Source organism: Sphingomonas abaci, from assembly GCF_014199625.1.
Classification (GTDB): domain Bacteria; phylum Pseudomonadota; class Alphaproteobacteria; order Sphingomonadales; family Sphingomonadaceae; genus Sphingomonas; species Sphingomonas abaci.
Genome location: NZ_JACHNY010000003.1, coordinates 370748 through 387615 on the forward strand (window position 1 = coordinate 370748; position 16868 = coordinate 387615).

Here is a 16868-nt window from a genome sequence, read left to right on the forward strand (position 1 = left end):
CAATCCGAGCGTCGTCGTCAACCCGCCCCGCTTCAACCCGTGACCCCCTCGACCCGGCCGGTCCGCTCCAGCTTGCCCCAGCCGATGCCGAAGCCGCCGACCGCCGATCCGATCGCCTTCAGCACCACCCAGTACATGAGCTGGCGATAGACGAAGCGCTGGGCGACCAGCAGGTGCGCGGGATAGTGTCTCTCGCGCGGCTCCAGCCGGTACGCGATCCACCCGCACAGGATGTCGATGGTGGTGAAGGCCAGCCAGTAGACGCCCATCTGCAGCACGTCGCTCTGCGTCTGGGCCCAGCCATGCTGCTGCACGCGCACGATCGTCGACACGACCGAGATCAGCAGCGCGAGATCGATCACCGGCGAGATCGCGGCAAAGACGATCTGGAACAGCCAGGCCTGGGGCAGGCCGATCAGGGCGAGGCCCTTGGGCTGGCGCTGCTTCAGGATCGCGGCATGTTTCCACAGGCATTGCAGCGTGCCGAACGCCCAGCGGAACCGCTGCTTGGCCAGCGCCTTGAAGCTTTCCGGCGCCTCGGTCCAGGCGACCGCGTCGACGTCATAGGCGATGCGCCAGCCGGCGCGCTGGATGGCGATGGTCAGGTCCTGGTCCTCGGCCAGCGTGTCCTCGGGATAGCCGCCCACCTGGTCGATCGCCTGCCGCCGCCACGCTCCGACCGCGCCCGGCACCACCGTCATCGCGTCGAACTGCGCCAGCGCGCGCCGCTCGACATTCTGCGCGGTGACATATTCCACCGCCTGCCAGCGGGTGGCCAGGTTCACGCGGTTGCCGACCTTGGCATTGCCCGCCACCGCGCCGATCGCCGGGTCGGCGAACCAGCGGACCAGGCGCGCGATCGTGTCGGGTTCGAACTGCGTGTCCGCGTCGAGCGCGACGATGATCTCGCCCTTGGCCTGGAGCAGCGCGCGGTTGAGCGCGGAGGCCTTGCCGCCATTGGTCAGGGTCAGGAGGCGGACGCGCGGATCGTCGCCGAACGCCGCGGCGACCAGGGCGCTGGTCCGGTCCTTGGAGCCGTCGTCCGCCACGATCACCTCGATGGTCGCGCCCTCGCTGGCCAGCACGCGCGCGACGGAGGGGACGATCACCGCCTCCTCGTTCCAGGCCGGGATGATGACCGAGACGAGCCGGTCGGGGGTGAAGGCCGGCGGCTCGATCCCGGCGGTCCGGCGGGCATTGTGGACGGCCAGCCCCGCCATCAGCACCGCGCGCGCGATGCCGAGCAAGATGGCGACGAAGAACAGCCATTTGAGCAGCCAGACGAAGCCGCCGAGCAGCGCGAAGATGCCGACATCGAGCCGCACCGCCGCCAGGTCGCTGCCGCTGACCGGCGGCATGACCTGCGCATGGCTGAGCCCCATCAGCCGCGACACGGGCACGAAGGTGAAGCCGCGCGCGCGCAAGCCCTCGATGATGCGGGGCAACGCCTCGACCGTCTGCGCGCGGTCGCCGCCGCCGTCATGCAGCAGGATGACATTGGCGGTGCCGCGATCGGGGCCTGGGTTCATCGCCTGGTCGATCGCGCGCTGGACGATGGCATCGACGCCGGGCCGCTTCCAGTCGTCCGGATCGTCGTGCAGGCCGACCACCGTATAGCCGCGCTCCTGCGCGAGCAGCGCCGGGTCGAGCTCGTCGGGCGTGGTCGGCTCGGCATCGCCGAAATAGGGCGCGCGGAACAGGCGCGTGGCATGGCCGGTATAGGCCTCGATCAGCCGCTGAGTCGCATTCAACTCCAGCGCGGTGCCGCGCGCGCTGACCTCGGCCAGGTTGGGGTGGGTGTAGCTGTGGTTGCCGATCTCGTGCCCCTCGGCGACCAGCCGGTTGAGCAGCAGCGGGTGGGCCAGCGCATTCTCGCCGATCACGAAGAAGGTGCCGGGCGCCTGTTCGCGCTTCAGCACGTCCAGGATCTGCGGCGTCCAGGTCGGATCGGGACCGTCGTCGAAGGTCAGCGCGACCAGCTTGGGGATCGCGCCGGTGCGGCGAACGACATAGGGGGTGGGAAGCGTCTGATATTGCTCGCCGACGATCAGGCCGTTGGGCTTGAACGTGATCCGGCGCGTGCCAAGCGTGGGCGTGTTGGTGATGCGCAGGATCTCGCCATCGCCCTCCACGTCGACATTGCCGACCGAGCGGAAGGTCGACAGGTCCGGCCGGGTTCCCTTCCGCCAGGTGGCGAAGTCCTTCCACACGCCAGGGTCCTCGCTGCCCAGCCGCCACAGGGCGACCGCGCCGACGCCCGAGGCCCGGGCCGCGAGCAGCTCGTTCCACACGCTCGCGGCGTCGAGCATCCACACGTCGTGGCGCTGGCCGGCGTCGTCCTGATAGGCGAAATGGCTGTTGCCGCTGGCCGGATCGAAGGCGATGGTCGCGCCGCTGTCGTGCGCGGCCAGCCATGCCTCTTCCAGGCTGAGCGCGTCGGCACGGCCGCCGTGCCAGTCATAGGCATAGCTGCCGACCGCCAGTACCAGCTTGTCGCGGTCGACCTGGGTCAGCGCGTCGCGCAACTGGCGCAGGAACCAGCCCTGCGCCGCGATCGGCCCCGGCTCGCCGCCTTGCCAATGCTGATCGTAATCCATCAGGAACAGCCGGTCGGTGGCGCCGGCGAACGCCTTCAGGTTCCAGTCGGCATCGCCGACCGGCACGGTCGCGGTCACCAACTTGCCGAGCGGCGCCCAGGCGGTGCGGGCCTCGCGCAGCAGAGTGCGATAGTCGTTCAGCGACCCGGCCGGCAGGCTTTCGAAATCGAAGACGACGCCGGCTGCCTTGGTCTGGACGAGCGACTGGCCGATCGTGTCGATCAGCATCCGCCGCGCTTTGGGATCGTGGAGCAGCGCCGCCGCGCCCGCGCCATCCCAATCGCCATCGGCGGTGTTCTGCACCATCGGCAGCACCGCCGGCCGCTTCGGGCTGGCGGCCAGGATCGCGTCGAAGCGCGGATCGGGGGTGCGGACGATGGTGTGGCGCGGACCGGTGACGCTGAACTGCGCGGGCACCACCCAGTCGAGCTGGCCGACATGGCGTTCCAGCGACACGCGGCTGGCATCCGCCCAAGGCACGTAGAACCCGACCGTCAGTGGCCGCCCGCCGGTGCCCGCCGCCGTGCGCTTCGGCAGCCAGCCGATCTGGCGCAGCTCGTGGCTGACCCCGTGGCGGAAGGCGGCGATCCGCTGCGCCAGCGGCGCGCTGCGCGGGCGCTCGAACGGCAGGCGCAGCGATGCGCCCGCCGGCACGTTCAGGATCGTCACCGCGAAGGCGATGGCCGCCAGCAGGATCACGGCCACCAGCAGCAGCACGCCGCGCAGGCTCCAGGCGCGCCGGTTGCCGCTGGGGTCGTAGAAGATCGGTTTGCTCATCGGCAGGCCCCTAGACGCGACGGTCTTCTCGCTCGGTGTCCCCTGAATGACCGATCCGTCATGCGGCGGCGGCGGTCAGCGTCCTTTGGTATCCGGGACATAGGCGTCGATCAGCGCCCCGACATAATCGGGCGCAACGCCGGTCAGCTCGCGCGCGGGCGTGCCGCCATAGATGAAGCCGTTGACCGGATAGGTGCTGCCGCCCAGCCCCTCATTGTCGCGGAACCAGACCTTCACGTCGCTCCAGTCGTTGCGGTCGCTGACGTCGTAGAGCGTCACGTCCTGCTCGGCATGGCCCCGCTCGCCATTCTGGCGCGACCAGTTGGCATGGGTCAGCATCACCACGCGCTTCTCGACCACGCGGCTGACCACGGCGACATGGCCGAGCGGCAGGCGGCTGGTGCGCGCGAACACGATGACCGCGCCGGGGCGGGGAACATGGCCGCGCGCGTAGCGGCCCTCGGCCTGGCTCCACCAGGTCCAGGCGTCGCCGAAGATCTGGATGCCGGAGGCGGCCCGGGCAAAGGGCACGCACTGCCCGACATAATCGAGCAACGAACGGGCACGGACGGGCGCGGCGACCGACAGGGCGGTGACCATCAGCGCGAGAGCGGAGGTGGCGGCGCGAAGCATACGGCAAATTATGCCGATTCGCGGTTAATGAAAGATTGTTCTCGCGATTTCCCGCGCTTTTCATCGCATTGGGGGCAGTGTTCCTGAACGATCCCCTATTGTTCTCCGGCCTTCGCCGGGGCCGTGATTGAAGAGGCAGAGGTAAGGGAGCGCTGCGCTTCGTCATTGCCATCCCCCCAACTGGGCCCCGGCCTTCGCCAGGGAGCAATAGGGGGACACGGTCGGCCTCACCCCGGCTTGCGCCGCGACAGGAAGGCGAGGCGTTCGAACAGCATCACGTCCTGCTCGTTCTTGAGCAGCGCGCCGTGCAGCGGTGGAATCGCCTTGGTCGGGTCGCGATTCTGGAGCACCTCCAGCGGCATGTCCTCGTGCAGCAACAGCTTCAGCCAGTCGAGCAGCTCGCTGGTCGAGGGCTTCTTCTTCAGCCCCGGCACCTCGCGCACCGCATAGAAGATCTCCATCGCACGGGATACCAGCATCCTCTGGATGCCGGGGAAATGCACCTCGACGATGCGCTCCATCGTTTCGCGGTCGGGAAAGGCGATATAGTGGAAGAAGCAGCGGCGCAGGAACGCGTCCGGCAGCTCCTTCTCGTTGTTGGAGGTGATGACGACGATCGGCCGCTCCGCCGCGCGCACCGTCTCCTTGGTCTCGTAGACGTGGAACTCCATGCGGTCGAGTTCCTGGAGCAGGTCGTTGGGGAACTCGATGTCGGCCTTGTCGATCTCGTCGATCAGCAGCACCGGCGGGGTGGGATGCGTGAACGCCTCCCACAATTTGCCGCGCCGGATATAGTTGCCGATGTCGTTGACGCGCGGGTCGCCGAGCTGGCCGTCGCGCAGCCGCGCGACCGCGTCATATTCGTACAGGCCCTGCTGCGCCTTGGTCGTGGACTTCACCGCCCATTCGATCAGCGGCGCGCCGATCGCCGCGGCGATCTCCTGCGCCAGCACCGTCTTGCCGGTGCCGGGCTCGCCCTTGACCAGCAGGGGCCGGCGCAAGGTGACGGCGGCGTTGACCGCGACCCGGAGGTCGTCGGTCGCGACATAGCGGGCGGTGCCTTCGAAACGGTGCATGACCGGAGACTTGGCGGATCGTTCCACCGCGCGCAAGCGGTCAGCCGCGCGCCGCCCGCCGCGCCTCCAGCAGGTCCCACAGCCCGCGATGCTGGGCGAGCAGCTGGCGGGCGCCGAACGTCATCGCCCGCTCCACCGCGGACGAGTCGGCCAGCCGGGTCATCGCGCCCTGCGTCGCGACGACGCTGGGCAACGTCACCGGCGGAGGCTCGATGCCGAAGGCGGTGGCGCAGCGGGCGAGCAGGTGGCGGATCTCCACCCAGTCGGCGACCAGCGCCGCCGCCGCGCCGGTGGCGGTGCCGCCCCGGTCGGACCGGGCGAGCATCTCAATCGCGTGGCGCACGCCGGCCAGCGCCGCCTCGCTTTCCGCCTGGCCGGGGGTGGAAGGCAGCGGCCCCGCCGCCGCGGTCAGTTGCGCGATCAGTCCGCGTTCGTCGGCGAAGCCGGCCGCCGCCGCCTCCAGCCAGTCACAGGCGTCGGGCTGCACGCAGCGCTGATACGCTTCGTCGAACAGGCCGGGATGGCTGCCATGGACCGCGCACAGCGCATGGACCGCGTCGGACAGGTCGCGGGGATGCGCCGCCGCCGTCAGCAGGTGCAGGAGATGCGGGTGCGGCGCGCTGCCCTCCTCCGCCACCAGCCCTCCAATCCTGTCCCAGGCACCCTGATGTCGTGCCAGCTGTACGCTTTCCAATGCGGTTCTTCCCGGTTGCTGCCCGACGGATTTGGCCCGGCGGGTCGGGACCATATGGGACAGTATGCGATACCGAACCGCATAGAGACGTGGTGAAACTGTCATTAACCGTCGCCCGCGTGGCGGCGGGCGGCGGGATTACGGCTGGACGCGGGCGCATGTCGTGCCGATAACGCGCCACGCGCCCGGGGCGGGCGCGGCTATGGAGACTGGGCGGGATGCGCGCATGGGTGTTGGGTTTGGCGCTGGGGACGGCAGGATGTTCGATCGCGACGGCCGCCATGGCCGCTGACCAGGCCGGGGCGACGCCCCCCATGACGCAAGCGGCCCCGACGGCGCCCACCGCCCCGGTCGATCCGGCGGACGGTCGGCTGACCCTGGCGCGCGTGTTCGGCAATCCGGACCTGTCGGGCACCCAGCCGCGCGCGCTGCGCCTGTCGCCCGACGGCAGCTTGCTCACCAGCCTGCGCAACCGGCCCGACGAGAAGGAGCGGTTCGACCTGTGGGCGGTCGACACGCGCACCGGCGCGGAACGGATGCTGGTCGATTCCAAGCGCGTCGGCAGCGGCGCGGAGCTCAGCGAGGCGGAGAAGATGCAGCGTGAGCGCGCCCGCATCGCCGGCTCGAAGGGCATCGTCGACTATGACTGGTCGCCGGACGGCAAGTCGATCCTGGTGCCGCTCGACGGCGACCTCTATCTCGCCACGCTGGATGGGCAGACGCGCAAGCTGACGCAAGGGGCCGGCGGCGCGCTCAACCCCGTGGTGTCGCCGCGCGGCCAGTACGTCACCTATGTCCGCGACCAGAATCTCTGGGCGCAACCGCTGGCGGGCGGTCCCGCCCAGCCGGTGACCAAGGGCGGCGGCGGCACCGTGCATTTCGGCGAGGCGGAGTTCGTCGCGCAGGAGGAGATGCACCGCGACACCGGCTATTGGTGGAGCCCGGACGAGAGCCGCATCGCGGTCGAGCGGTTCGACGAGGCCCCCGTCCATGTCTTCACCCGCGCGGCGATCGGCGCGACCGGCACCAAGATCTACGAACAGCGCTATCCGGCGGCGGGTACGCCCAACGCCGTGGTCGAATTGTTCGTGATGAAGCCGGATGGCAGCGGCCAGGTGAAGGTCGACCTGGGCGCCAACCCCGACATCTATCTGGCCCGCGTCGACTGGCTGCCGGACGGATCGGCGCTGCTGGTCCAGCGCCAGACCCGCGACCAGAAGCGGATGGACGTGCTGCGCGTCGACCCGGCGACGGGCCGCTCGACCATCCTGTTCTCCGAGAAGTCGGGCGAGAAGAGCTGGCTCAACCTGTCCGACGCCTACCGCGTGCTGAAGGACGGCAGCCTGATCTGGCGGTCGGAGAAGACCGGATATGGCCAGCTCTATCGCTTCGCCGCCGGCAAGTGGACGCCGCTGACCAAGGGCGACTGGGTGGTCACCAGCCTGGTCGGCGTCGACCAGGACAAGGGCCGCGTCTATTTCCTGGGCAACAAGGACGATGTGCTGGAGCAGCAGCTCTATGCGGTCGACATCGCCAAGCCCAACCAGATCACCCGGCTGACCGAGCGCGGCTATTGGAACAGCGCGACGATGGACGGCTCGGCCAGCCGCTTCATCGTCTCGCGTTCCAGCCCCAGCCAGCCGACCCAGGTCTACCTGGCCGATGCCACCGGCAAGCGCCTGTCCTGGATCAACGAGAATGCGATCCGGCCGGGCCATCCCTATTATCCCTATCTGGCCAACCACCGCGAGACCATGTTCGGCACGATCAAGGCGGCGGACGGCACGACGCTCTATTATGAGATGATCACGCCCAAGTTGGAGCCGGGGAAGAAATATCCCGTGTTCTTCCAGCATTATGGCGGTCCGGGCACTGGTCAGCAGGTGATGCGCAACTGGCAGGGCGCCTTGCCGCAATATCTGGTCGACCAGGGCTGGATCTTCTTCCAGATCGACAATCGCGGCTCGTACAACCGGGGCAAGGCGTTCGAGGACCATATCTACCATGCCATGGGCACGGTCGAGGTCGAGGATCAGCTGGCGGGCGCCAACTACCTGAAGACGCTGCCCTTCGTCGATCCGGCCAAGATCGCCACCTATGGCTGGTCCTATGGCGGCTATATGTCGATCAAGATGCTGGAGAAGACGCCGGGCGTCTATGCGGCGGCGGTGTCGGGCGCGCCGGTGACCGACTGGCAGCTCTATGACACCCATTACACCGAACGCTATCTGGGCGACCCGGCGAAGGATCCGGCAAGCTATAGCGGCTCGGCGGCGATCGCCGACGCGTCCAAGATCCGCGATCCGCTGCTGCTGATCCACGGCATGGCCGACGACAATGTCTTCCTGGACAATTCGACCGCCTTCGCCGCCGAGATGCAGCGCACCGCGACGCCGTTCGAGATGATGTTCTACCCCGGCTACACCCACCGCGTCGCGGGGCCGGGGATCAGCGAGCATCTGTGGAAGACGATCCTGAATTTCCTCGACCGCGAGGTGAAGAACAAGCCGGCGGTCGCGGCTGCAGCGGGGGACGAGGCGGAAGCAGCTGCACCGGCGGTGCCGCAATAAGGACGGCACCTTTAAATCTGAACCACCCCGGCGGAGGCCGGGGTCCAATTACGGAGCGCTTCGGGTAAGTCATTGGCGTTTCCCAACTGGATCCCGGCCTCCGCCGGGATGGTGGCGGAAGAGCAGCCAGGGTATCCCTCCATCATCCCGTAAGACGCGCGTCGCACAATCCGGCTAAGAGGCGCGGCGATGCGATTCGTCACCACCTTCCACCTCTGGCCGTTCCTCGACACCTTGGTCAGCTATCTCGCCGCCTTCGTGCTCGGCACGCTGATCGGCGCGGAGCGGCAGTATCGCCAGCGCAACGCCGGCCTGCGCACCAACGCGCTGGTCGCAATCGGCGCGGCGGCGTTCGTCGACCTGGGCCAGCGGCTGGGCGGCGACGTCGAGTCGATCCGGATCATCGCCTATGTCGTGTCCGGCATCGGCTTCCTGGGCGCGGGCGTGATCATGAAGGAGGGGCTGAACGTCCGCGGCCTCAACACCGCCGCGACGCTCTGGTGCTCGGCCGCGGTCGGCGCGATCGCGGGCAGCGACATGCTGGCGGAGGCGGTGCTGCTGACCGGCATCGTCCTCCTCGCCAACACCGCGCTGCGTCCGCTGGTCGATGCGATCAACCGCATTCCCGTGGAGGGACGCAGCGTCGAGGCGACCTATCTGGTCACGCTGACCACCACCGAGCAGCAGGCGCAGGGACTAAGCGATGAACTGGTCGCCCGGCTGGAGGCAGCGCAGCTTCCGGTCGGCGAGGTGAGGATCGAACCGCGCGCGGGCGGCGCGGCGGACGTGGTCGCGACGCTGACGAGCACGATCGTCGACGCCGTAGAGCTGGACCAGGTGACCGACGCGATGCAGGCCTTGCCCGGCGTCCGCCACGTCACCTGGCAGGGGCGCACGCACGACTGAAGCCACGCTTTATCGCGCAATAACCCGAAACCCGTTGTGCCGCGCGGCGCAATACCGTTATGGGCCGCCCTCGCATACGGAGGGTCATATGGGTTATCGGGTCGTGGTCGCGGGGGCGACGGGCAATGTCGGGCGCGAGATGGTCAACATCCTCGCCGAGCGGGAATTTCCGCTCGACGAGATCGCCGTGCTTGCCTCCAGCCGCAGCCAGGGCGACCAGATCGAATATGGTGAGACCGGCAAGATGCTCAAGGTCCAGAACATCGAGCATTTCGATCCCGAAGGCTGGGACATCGCGCTGTTCGCGATCGGCAGCGAAGCGACCAAGGTCTATGCCCCCAAATTCGCCGCCGCCGGCTGCACCGTGATCGACAATTCGTCGCTCTACCGGATGGACCCGGACGTGCCGCTGATCGTGCCCGAGGTGAACCCGGAGGCGATCGACGGCTATCGCGCCAAGAACATCATCGCCAACCCGAATTGCTCGACCGCCCAGATGGTCGTCGCGCTGAAGCCGCTGCACGATGCGGCGACGATCACCCGCGTCATCGTCTCGACCTATCAGTCGGTGTCGGGCGCGGGCAAGGTCGGCATGGACGAGCTGTTCGAACAGAGCCGCAACATCTTCGTCGGCGACCCGGCCGAGCCGAAGAAGTTCACCAAGCAGATCGCCTTCAACGTCATTCCGCATATCGACAGCTTTCTGGATGACGGCTCCACCAAGGAAGAGTGGAAGATGGTGGTCGAGACCAAGAAGATCCTCGGCCCCAGGATCAAGGTGACCGCCACCTGCGTGCGCGTGCCGGTGTTCGTCGGCCATTCCGAGGCGCTGAACGTCGAGTTCGAGCGCGAGATCTCGGCGGAGGAAGCGCGCACCATCCTGCGCGAGGCGCCGGGCATCATGCTGATCGACAAGCAGGAGGACGGCGGCTACGTCACGCCCATCGAGGCGGCGGGCGACGACGCCACCTATGTCAGCCGGGTGCGCGAGGACCCGACCGTCGAGAACGGCCTGAACCTGTGGTGCGTCAGCGACAATCTGCGCAAGGGGGCGGCGCTCAACGCGGTGCAGATCGCCGAACTGCTCGGCCGCCGGCACCTCCAGAAGGGGGCGTGACGATGCGCGCGCGGCGCGGGGCGTCCGTCGCCGCGCTGCTTGTCCCCGCGCTGCTGCTCGCCGGATGCGAACCCAACCCGCGGCGCGAGATGCCGGCGGTGGTCGGGGCGGCGTTGACCCATGTCGCGCGGCTCGGCCCGACCTGTATCGAGCGGGTCATCGCGCCGTGGACGCCCAGCCGCTCGCTGCGTCGGCACGAGGCGGATGCGCCGCCGGGGTTCGAGCGGCTGTTCCGGCCCGGCGTGTTCCGCGGCGGCGGCGGCATCAAGACCGCACCCGCCGGCATCCGAATCGCGGCGCGCAGCCATTGCCGGCCGGTGCGCGGGCCCTTGATCCTGGGCGACCGGGCGATGCTGCGCGTCAGCCTCGACGGCGGCGACCGCAAGCTGTGGCTGGCGAAGGAACAGGGCCGGTGGCAGGTGGTGGCGGACACGCCCGCCGGCTGAGCGCCAATTGAGCGCTGGTGGCGATCAGTGGCCGATATAGCGGCCGGGCCGGTGCCATGCGATCAGCATCAGACTGATCGCCACTGCGCTGATCGCCGACCAGGCGAGCTGCGGCGCGTGGACCACCGGGATGGCGGCGGCCAGGATCACCACGTCCAGCGCCATCTGTGTCCGGCCGGCGTTCCAGCCCCGGCTGCGCTGCAGCCACAAGGTCACCACGCCGGTGCCGCCGACCCCGGCCTGGTGGCGCGCCAGGCACAGGATGCCCATGCCGATCACCGTGCCGCCGACCAGGGCGGCGAAGGCGGGATGGACATGGCTGATCGTCACCGACGCGCGGGCCGACATCGTCACCGCGCTGATCCCCAGATTGGCCAGCACCGTCTTCACCGCGAAGCGCGTACCCAGCACCCGCTGCGCCAGCGCGAAGAAGGGCAGGTTGACCAAGGTGAACAACAGCCCCGCCGGCAGCGGCAGGACGTAGGACAGCAGCAGCGCGACCCCGGCGATGCCGCCAGTCACCAGCCCCGCACCCTTCAGCAGCACCAGTCCCAGCCCGATCAGGATGCAGCCGATCGCCAGCGCATAGCCGTCCTCCGCGATGCTGTGCGGACGACCGAGGGGCAGGTCGGGGGCAGGGGGCAAGGGGGGATCTCCATCGGCGAACCGGCATCCTCTCCTGCGCCCGTCTATACGCGTCCTCGGGCGGTTTTCACGCAGTAAATCGCAAGGCGCGCGACACCCGGCGGACAAACAGGTCGCCCCCGCCGGCCGGCGTCCCAGCCACGGCCGATAATCAAGGTCAACACGCCATGGCTTCGGGGGGCGACGATATGAAGCAGCGGCTGGTCGCGCTGGATGGACTGCGCGCATTGGCGGTGGTCGCCATGGTGTTCGGCCATGTGCTGATCTGGGGCCATGCCGCGGGTTCGCATGCGGTGCTCGATGCCGTGTCGCGCCTCTTCGATTCCTTTCGCGTGCCGATGCTGATGCTGTTTAGCGGCTATCTGGCGCATTCGCTTCTGTCGCGACCCATTGCGAGGACGGTGGACCGGGACATCCATCTCGCCTGGATCTACATGATCTGGCTGACGCCGCTGCTGCTGTTGTCACCCTTCGGCAATGAATGGTCGCTGCCCAATTACGTCGGCAATCTGTCGCGGCCGATGACCAGCCTGTGGTTCCTCTGGGTGCTGGGCCTGTTCACCCTGTCGGTTCCCATCACCCGGCTGGCGCCGCGCGCGGTCGTGCTCGCGGCGGCGCTGGGGCTGGGCATGGTCAGCTTCGCCGAGCTGTTGCCGCTCCGGACCTACAGCTTCCAGAACGCCGCCATCTATGCGCTGATGGTCTATGCCGGGCTGCTCTACCGGCCGGAGATCGAGCGGGCGCTGACTGCGGACATCTCCTGGCCCTTGCCCGCCAGGCTGATCGGCGTCGCGGCGATCGCCGTCCTGGCGGCGAAGGTCCTGCGCGACGCGTCCGGCCACGACCTGCTGGGCGGGGTGCAACGGCTCGCGCTCTGCGTGGCGGCGCTGTACGCCATGCGGGTGATCTTAGACCGGGTGGCGGGCATGGCGCGACTGGCCAGGCTCGGCCGGAACACGCTGCCCATCTATGTCCTGCACGTGCAGCTGATGATGATCGTGCGCGATCCCGTGGCGAGCGTCGTCGGGCCGCTTGCCCCCGTCGCCCGCACGATCGTGCTGATCGCGGGGGCGCTGCTCCTCCATGCGGTCGCGCAACGCGCGAAGCTGTCCTGGCTGTTCGCGCGGCCGCGATGGCTGGCGGCGGCGGGAAACCGGCTGATGACCGCTGAGGCCCTCGCGTGGTCCTTGGGCGGGCGGATCGCGCGGTCAGGGCCGCGGCGCGGCGATATCCGGAAGGGCCTCCACCGCCACGATCCCGCCCTCGACCGCCACGATACGCGCCGCCGCGCCTTGTGGCAGGTCCGGACCGGTCGCTGGCCAGCTTCCGTCGCCGATCCGCACCCGACCGCGACCCTGGCGCAATTCGGTGTCCACGACCACGATCTCGCCGATCAACCGGGCTGCCCGGTCGTTCAGGCGCGCGTCGCTCTCGACCGGATAGTCGCGATACCAGCGTCGGCCGATCAGCACCGCCACCACGCTCCACATGGCGAAGGCGGCGACCTGCGCGACCGGCGGCAGGTCGGGCAGCACATAGCTGGCGAGCGCGGTGATCGCCGCCGCGATCGCCAAGAAGATCAGGAATATGCCTGGCACCAGCAGTTCCGCGATGCCCAGCACCAGCGCCGCCGCCAGCCAGGCCGGTCCGCCGAGCCAGTCTTCCATGCTTAGCCCTGCGGCAGTTCGAACGGTCCCCGGCGCGGCTCGGCCCTAGACGCGGCGGCAGGCGCGGCATCGCCCTTCGGCGTATCGCCCAGCGCTTCCTTGGCCAGCGCGCCGATGCCGCCCAGCGTGCCGATCAGCTGCGTCGCCTCCACCGGGAACAGGATGGTCTTGGCATTGGGGCTGGTCGCGAACTTGCCGACCGCCTCGACATATTTCTGCGCGACGAAATAGTTGATCGCCTGCACGCCGCCGGACTCGATCGCCTCGGACACGACGCGCGTCGCCTTGGCCTCGGCCTCCGCCGCACGCTCGCGCGCCTCGGAATCGCGGAACGCCGATTCGCGCCGGCCTTCGGCTTCCAGAATGCGCGCCTGTTTCTGTCCCTCGGCGCGCAGGATCTCGGAGGCGCGGGTGCCCTCCGCCTCCAGGATGTTGGCGCGCTTCTCGCGCTCCGCCTTCATCTGACGGCCCATGGCGGTCACGATGTCGGCGGGCGGGCGGATGTCCTTGATCTCGACACGGGTGATCTTGACCCCCCAGGGCACGGTGGCGTGGTCGACCACCGACAGCAGCCGCGCGTTGATCTCGTCGCGCTTCGACAGCGTCTCGTCCAGGTCCATCGCACCCATCACCGTGCGCAGGTTGGTGGTGGCGAGCTGGAGCAGGGCAACATAGAGGTCGGACACCTCATAGGCGGCCTTGGCGGCGTCCAGCACCTGGAAGAAGACGACGCCGTCGGTGGAGACGATGGCATTGTCCTTGGTGATGATCTCCTGGCCGGGAATGTCGATCACCTGCTCCATCATGTTCACCCGCCGGCCGACCCGGTAGAAGAAGGCCGGGTAGAAGTTGAAGCCCGGCGCGGCCGTGGTGGTGTAGCGGCCGAAATGCTCGATCGTGTACTGATAGCCCTGGCGGACGATCTTGATGCTGGAAAACAGATAGAACAGCACCAGGAGCAGCGCGAGACCGGCGATCGTCAAACCCATGGTTCTTCCCCTCGTTCGCCTATGCATAGCATGGCGGGCGACAGGGGGCCTAGCGGTTCGCGCGTCATGGGGTTACATGGCGCGCCACCTGACACCCCCGCTAGGATCGGCAGCTACCATGGATATCCGCCTCGGCCTCACCTTCGACGACGTGCTGCTGGTGCCGGCGGAATCGAGCGTCCTGCCCAGCATGGCCGACACCCGCACCCAGGTGACGCGCGGCATCGCGCTCAACATCCCCGTGCTATCGGCCGCGATGGACACGGTGACGGAGGCCGACATGGCGATCGTCATGGCGCAGCTGGGCGGCATGGGCGTGCTCCACCGCAACCTGACCGTCGAGGAACAGGTCGCCGCCGTCCGCCAGGTCAAGCGGTTCGAAAGCGGCATGGTGGTCAACCCGATCACCATCGCGCCGACCGCGACGCTCGCGGAGGCGCAGGCGCTGATGGCCCGCCACCGGATCAGCGGCATCCCGGTCGTCGAGGCCGACGGCCGGCTGGTCGGCATCCTGACCAACCGCGACGTGCGCTTCGCCGGCAACCCGCACCAGCCGGTGTCCGAACTGATGACGCACGAGAACCTCGCCACCGTTTCCACCGATGTCGGGCAGGAGGAGGCGCGCCGCCTGCTCCACCAGCGCCGCATCGAGAAGCTGCTGGTGGTCGACGAGGCCTATCGCTGCGTCGGCCTGATCACCGTGAAGGACATCGAGAAGGCGGTGACCTATCCGGACGCGACCAAGGACGCCGCCGGCCGCTTGCGCGTCGCAGCCGCGACCACAGTCGGCGACAAGGGCTTCGCGCGCACCGAGGCGCTGGTCGACGCCGAATGCGACTGCATCATCATCGACACCGCGCACGGTCACAACCGCGACGTCGCGGCGGCGGTCGAGCGGGTGAAGAAGCTGTCCAATTCGGTCCAGGTCGTCGCCGGCAACGTCGCCACCGCCGAGGCGACGCGCGCGCTGATCGATGCGGGCGCCGACGGCATCAAGGTCGGCATCGGACCCGGCTCGATCTGCACCACCCGCGTCGTCGCCGGCGTCGGCGTGCCGCAGCTCACCGCCGTCATGGACTGCGCCGAGGCGGGTCACAAGGCGGGCGTGCCGGTGATTGCCGATGGCGGCCTTCGCACCTCCGGCGACCTGGCCAAGGCGCTGGCGGCGGGCGCGTCGACCTGCATGGTCGGTTCGCTGCTGGCGGGCACCGAGGAGGCGCCGGGCGAAACCTTCCTGTACCAGGGCCGGGCCTACAAATCCTATCGCGGCATGGGGTCGGTCGGCGCGATGGGGCGCGGCTCGGCGGACCGCTATTTCCAGGGCGACATCAAGGACCAGATGAAGCTGGTGCCCGAGGGGATTGAGGGCCAGGTCGCCTATAAGGGGCCGGCGCGGGACGTGATCCACCAGCTGGTCGGCGGCATCAAGGCGTCGATGGGCTATACCGGCTCGGCCACGCTGGCCGACCTACGCGAGCGGGCGCGCTTCATCCAGATCACCGGCGCCGGGTTGAAGGAAAGCCACGTCCACGACGTGACGATCACCCGCGAAGCCCCCAACTACCCGACGCGCTGAGGTGACCCCGGCCGCCCGCGTCCAGGCCGCGATCGAGATCGTCGACCAGGTGATCGACGCCGCCACCACCGGCGGCGCGGCCGCCGATACTTTGGTGCAGCGCTATTTCGCGACCCGTCGCTATGCCGGGTCGAAGGACCGGCGGGCGGTGCGCGACCATGTCTATGCGGCGATCCGGCTGTGCGGTGAGGTGCCGCCGAGCGGGCGCGCCGCGATGCTGCTGCTCGCCGACCGGGACGTCGCGGTCGCCGCCGCGTTCGACGGCTCGACCCACGGTCCCGCGCCGATCGGGGCGGACGAACCGCGCGCGGCGCCGGGCCTGGCGCCCGCCTGGCTGGAGGCGGCGCTGATCGAGTCCGGTCTGCCGCGCGAGGCTCTGCCGCCGCTGGTCGAGCGCGCGCCGCTCGATGTGCGCATCAACCCGCTGCGCCCGACCGCGACCTTGCCCGAGGGTGAGCCGTTGCCGCACGGGCTGCAGGGCCTGCGCCTCGCGAGCGGCACGCGGGTCGAAACGCTGGATGCGTATCGCGACGGCGCGATCGAGGTGCAGGACGCCGGCAGCCAGATCGTCGGCCTGGCGCTCCCGGTGTCGCCGGGGGACCGCATCGTCGACCTATGCGCCGGCGCGGGCGGCAAGACGCTGGCGCTGGGTGCGCGGATGGCGAACAAGGGCCTGCTGCTCGCCTGCGACACAGATCGTGCGCGGCTCCAGCAATTGCCGCCGCGCGCCGAGCGGGCGGGCGTGACGATCGTCGAGACGCGACTGCTCAATCCAGGCCACGAGCGTGCCATGCTGGCGGACGCGGTCGGCGTCGCGGACGGGGTGCTGGTCGATGCGCCCTGTTCGGGCACCGGCACCTGGCGGCGCAATCCGGAGGCGCGCTGGCGGCTCGATGCGGCGCGGCTCGCCCGTTTCGTCGCCACCCAAAGGCAGGTGCTGGCGACCGGCGCGGCGTTGGTCCGGCCGGGCGGATCGCTGGTCTATATCGTCTGCTCGCTGCTTGATGCCGAGGGGGCGGGGCAGGTGGCGTCCTTCCTCTCCGACCATCCCGGCTGGCGCGCCGAACCACCGGACCTGCCCGCCGGCCGTCCGCATGGCCAGGGCGTACGGCTCGACCCGGCCCGCGACGGCACCGACGGCTTTTTCGTCGCGCGGCTGCTGGCCCCATGCTAGG

At 69.1% G+C, this 16868-nt stretch carries 13 protein-coding genes and 1 pseudogene; 7 read left to right on the top strand and 7 right to left on the bottom strand.

Annotated elements, in window-relative coordinates; genetic code table 11:
* Nucleotides 1-32 precede the first annotated feature (32 nt).
* The 4 genes from GGQ96_RS09395 to GGQ96_RS09410 form a co-directional block, all read right to left on the bottom strand.
* Nucleotides 33-3374, bottom strand: coding sequence for a trifunctional glycoside hydrolase family 18/polysaccharide deacetylase/glycosyltransferase family 2 protein (locus GGQ96_RS09395; RefSeq protein WP_184113934.1), 3342 nt, complete (start codon nucleotides 3372-3374; stop codon nucleotides 33-35).
* Nucleotides 3375-3449: 75 nt separating this feature from the next.
* Nucleotides 3450-4007 (bottom strand): CHAP domain-containing protein, encoded by a 558-nt coding sequence (locus tag GGQ96_RS09400; protein WP_184113936.1) that lies wholly within the window; start codon nucleotides 4005-4007, stop codon nucleotides 3450-3452.
* Between the two features lie 227 nt (nucleotides 4008-4234).
* Nucleotides 4235-5083: an AAA family ATPase gene (locus GGQ96_RS09405; RefSeq protein WP_184113938.1), complete on the bottom strand. Its 849-nt coding sequence runs from the start codon at nucleotides 5081-5083 to the stop codon at nucleotides 4235-4237.
* 40 nt (nucleotides 5084-5123) lie between these two features.
* Nucleotides 5124-5720, bottom strand: a complete 597-nt coding sequence (locus GGQ96_RS09410) for a DUF6975 family protein (RefSeq protein ID WP_343058983.1) — start codon at nucleotides 5718-5720, stop codon at nucleotides 5124-5126.
* 371 nt (nucleotides 5721-6091) lie between these two features.
* Here GGQ96_RS09410 and GGQ96_RS09415 point away from each other — a divergent pair, with 371 nt between their 5' ends.
* From GGQ96_RS09415 to GGQ96_RS09430, 4 genes are all read left to right on the top strand, one after another.
* Nucleotides 6092-8347 carry a S9 family peptidase gene (locus GGQ96_RS09415; RefSeq protein ID WP_246360362.1) on the top strand — a complete coding sequence of 752 codons (2256 nt, stop codon included), beginning with the start codon at nucleotides 6092-6094 and terminating at the stop codon, nucleotides 8345-8347.
* Between the two features lie 189 nt (nucleotides 8348-8536).
* Entirely contained in the window at nucleotides 8537-9253 is a 717-nt protein-coding gene (locus tag GGQ96_RS09420) for an MgtC/SapB family protein (RefSeq protein WP_184113949.1), read from the top strand.
* Between the two features lie 88 nt (nucleotides 9254-9341).
* Nucleotides 9342-10370, top strand: coding sequence for an aspartate-semialdehyde dehydrogenase (locus GGQ96_RS09425; protein ID WP_184113957.1), 1029 nt, complete (start codon nucleotides 9342-9344; stop codon nucleotides 10368-10370).
* A 2-nt stretch (nucleotides 10371-10372) separates the two neighbouring features.
* Nucleotides 10373-10816 (top strand): hypothetical protein, encoded by a 444-nt coding sequence (locus GGQ96_RS09430; RefSeq protein ID WP_184113959.1) that lies wholly within the window; start codon nucleotides 10373-10375, stop codon nucleotides 10814-10816.
* Between the two features lie 24 nt (nucleotides 10817-10840).
* On the opposite strand, the gene GGQ96_RS09435 is transcribed toward GGQ96_RS09430, so the two are convergent.
* A complete protein-coding gene (locus GGQ96_RS09435) occupies nucleotides 10841-11461 on the bottom strand; it encodes a YitT family protein (RefSeq protein ID WP_246360366.1) in 621 nt (206 codons plus the stop codon).
* A gap of 188 nt (nucleotides 11462-11649) precedes the next feature.
* Between GGQ96_RS09435 and GGQ96_RS21395 the strand changes: the two are divergent.
* Nucleotides 11650-12531, top strand: a pseudogene (locus GGQ96_RS21395) (acyltransferase family protein); the annotation flags it as partial.
* A 138-nt stretch (nucleotides 12532-12669) separates the two neighbouring features.
* On the opposite strand, the gene GGQ96_RS09440 reads toward GGQ96_RS21395, so the two are convergent.
* Together GGQ96_RS09440 and GGQ96_RS09445 are read right to left on the bottom strand one after the other, a co-directional pair.
* A complete protein-coding gene (locus GGQ96_RS09440) occupies nucleotides 12670-13128 on the bottom strand; it encodes an NfeD family protein (RefSeq protein ID WP_184114219.1) in 459 nt (152 codons plus the stop codon).
* 2 nt (nucleotides 13129-13130) lie between these two features.
* Nucleotides 13131-14117, bottom strand: a complete 987-nt coding sequence (locus GGQ96_RS09445) for an SPFH domain-containing protein (protein ID WP_184113963.1) — start codon at nucleotides 14115-14117, stop codon at nucleotides 13131-13133.
* 118 nt (nucleotides 14118-14235) lie between these two features.
* Between GGQ96_RS09445 and guaB the strand changes: the two genes are divergently transcribed.
* Both guaB and GGQ96_RS09455 read left to right on the top strand, forming a co-directional pair.
* On the top strand, nucleotides 14236-15693 hold the full coding sequence (gene guaB, locus GGQ96_RS09450; RefSeq protein ID WP_184113965.1) for an IMP dehydrogenase: 1458 nt from the start codon (nucleotides 14236-14238) through the stop codon (nucleotides 15691-15693).
* Between the two features lies 1 nt (nucleotide 15694).
* Nucleotides 15695-16867, top strand: a complete 1173-nt coding sequence (locus tag GGQ96_RS09455; RefSeq protein ID WP_184113967.1) for an RsmB/NOP family class I SAM-dependent RNA methyltransferase — start codon at nucleotides 15695-15697, stop codon at nucleotides 16865-16867.
* The last annotated feature ends 1 nt before the right edge of the window (nucleotide 16868 follow it).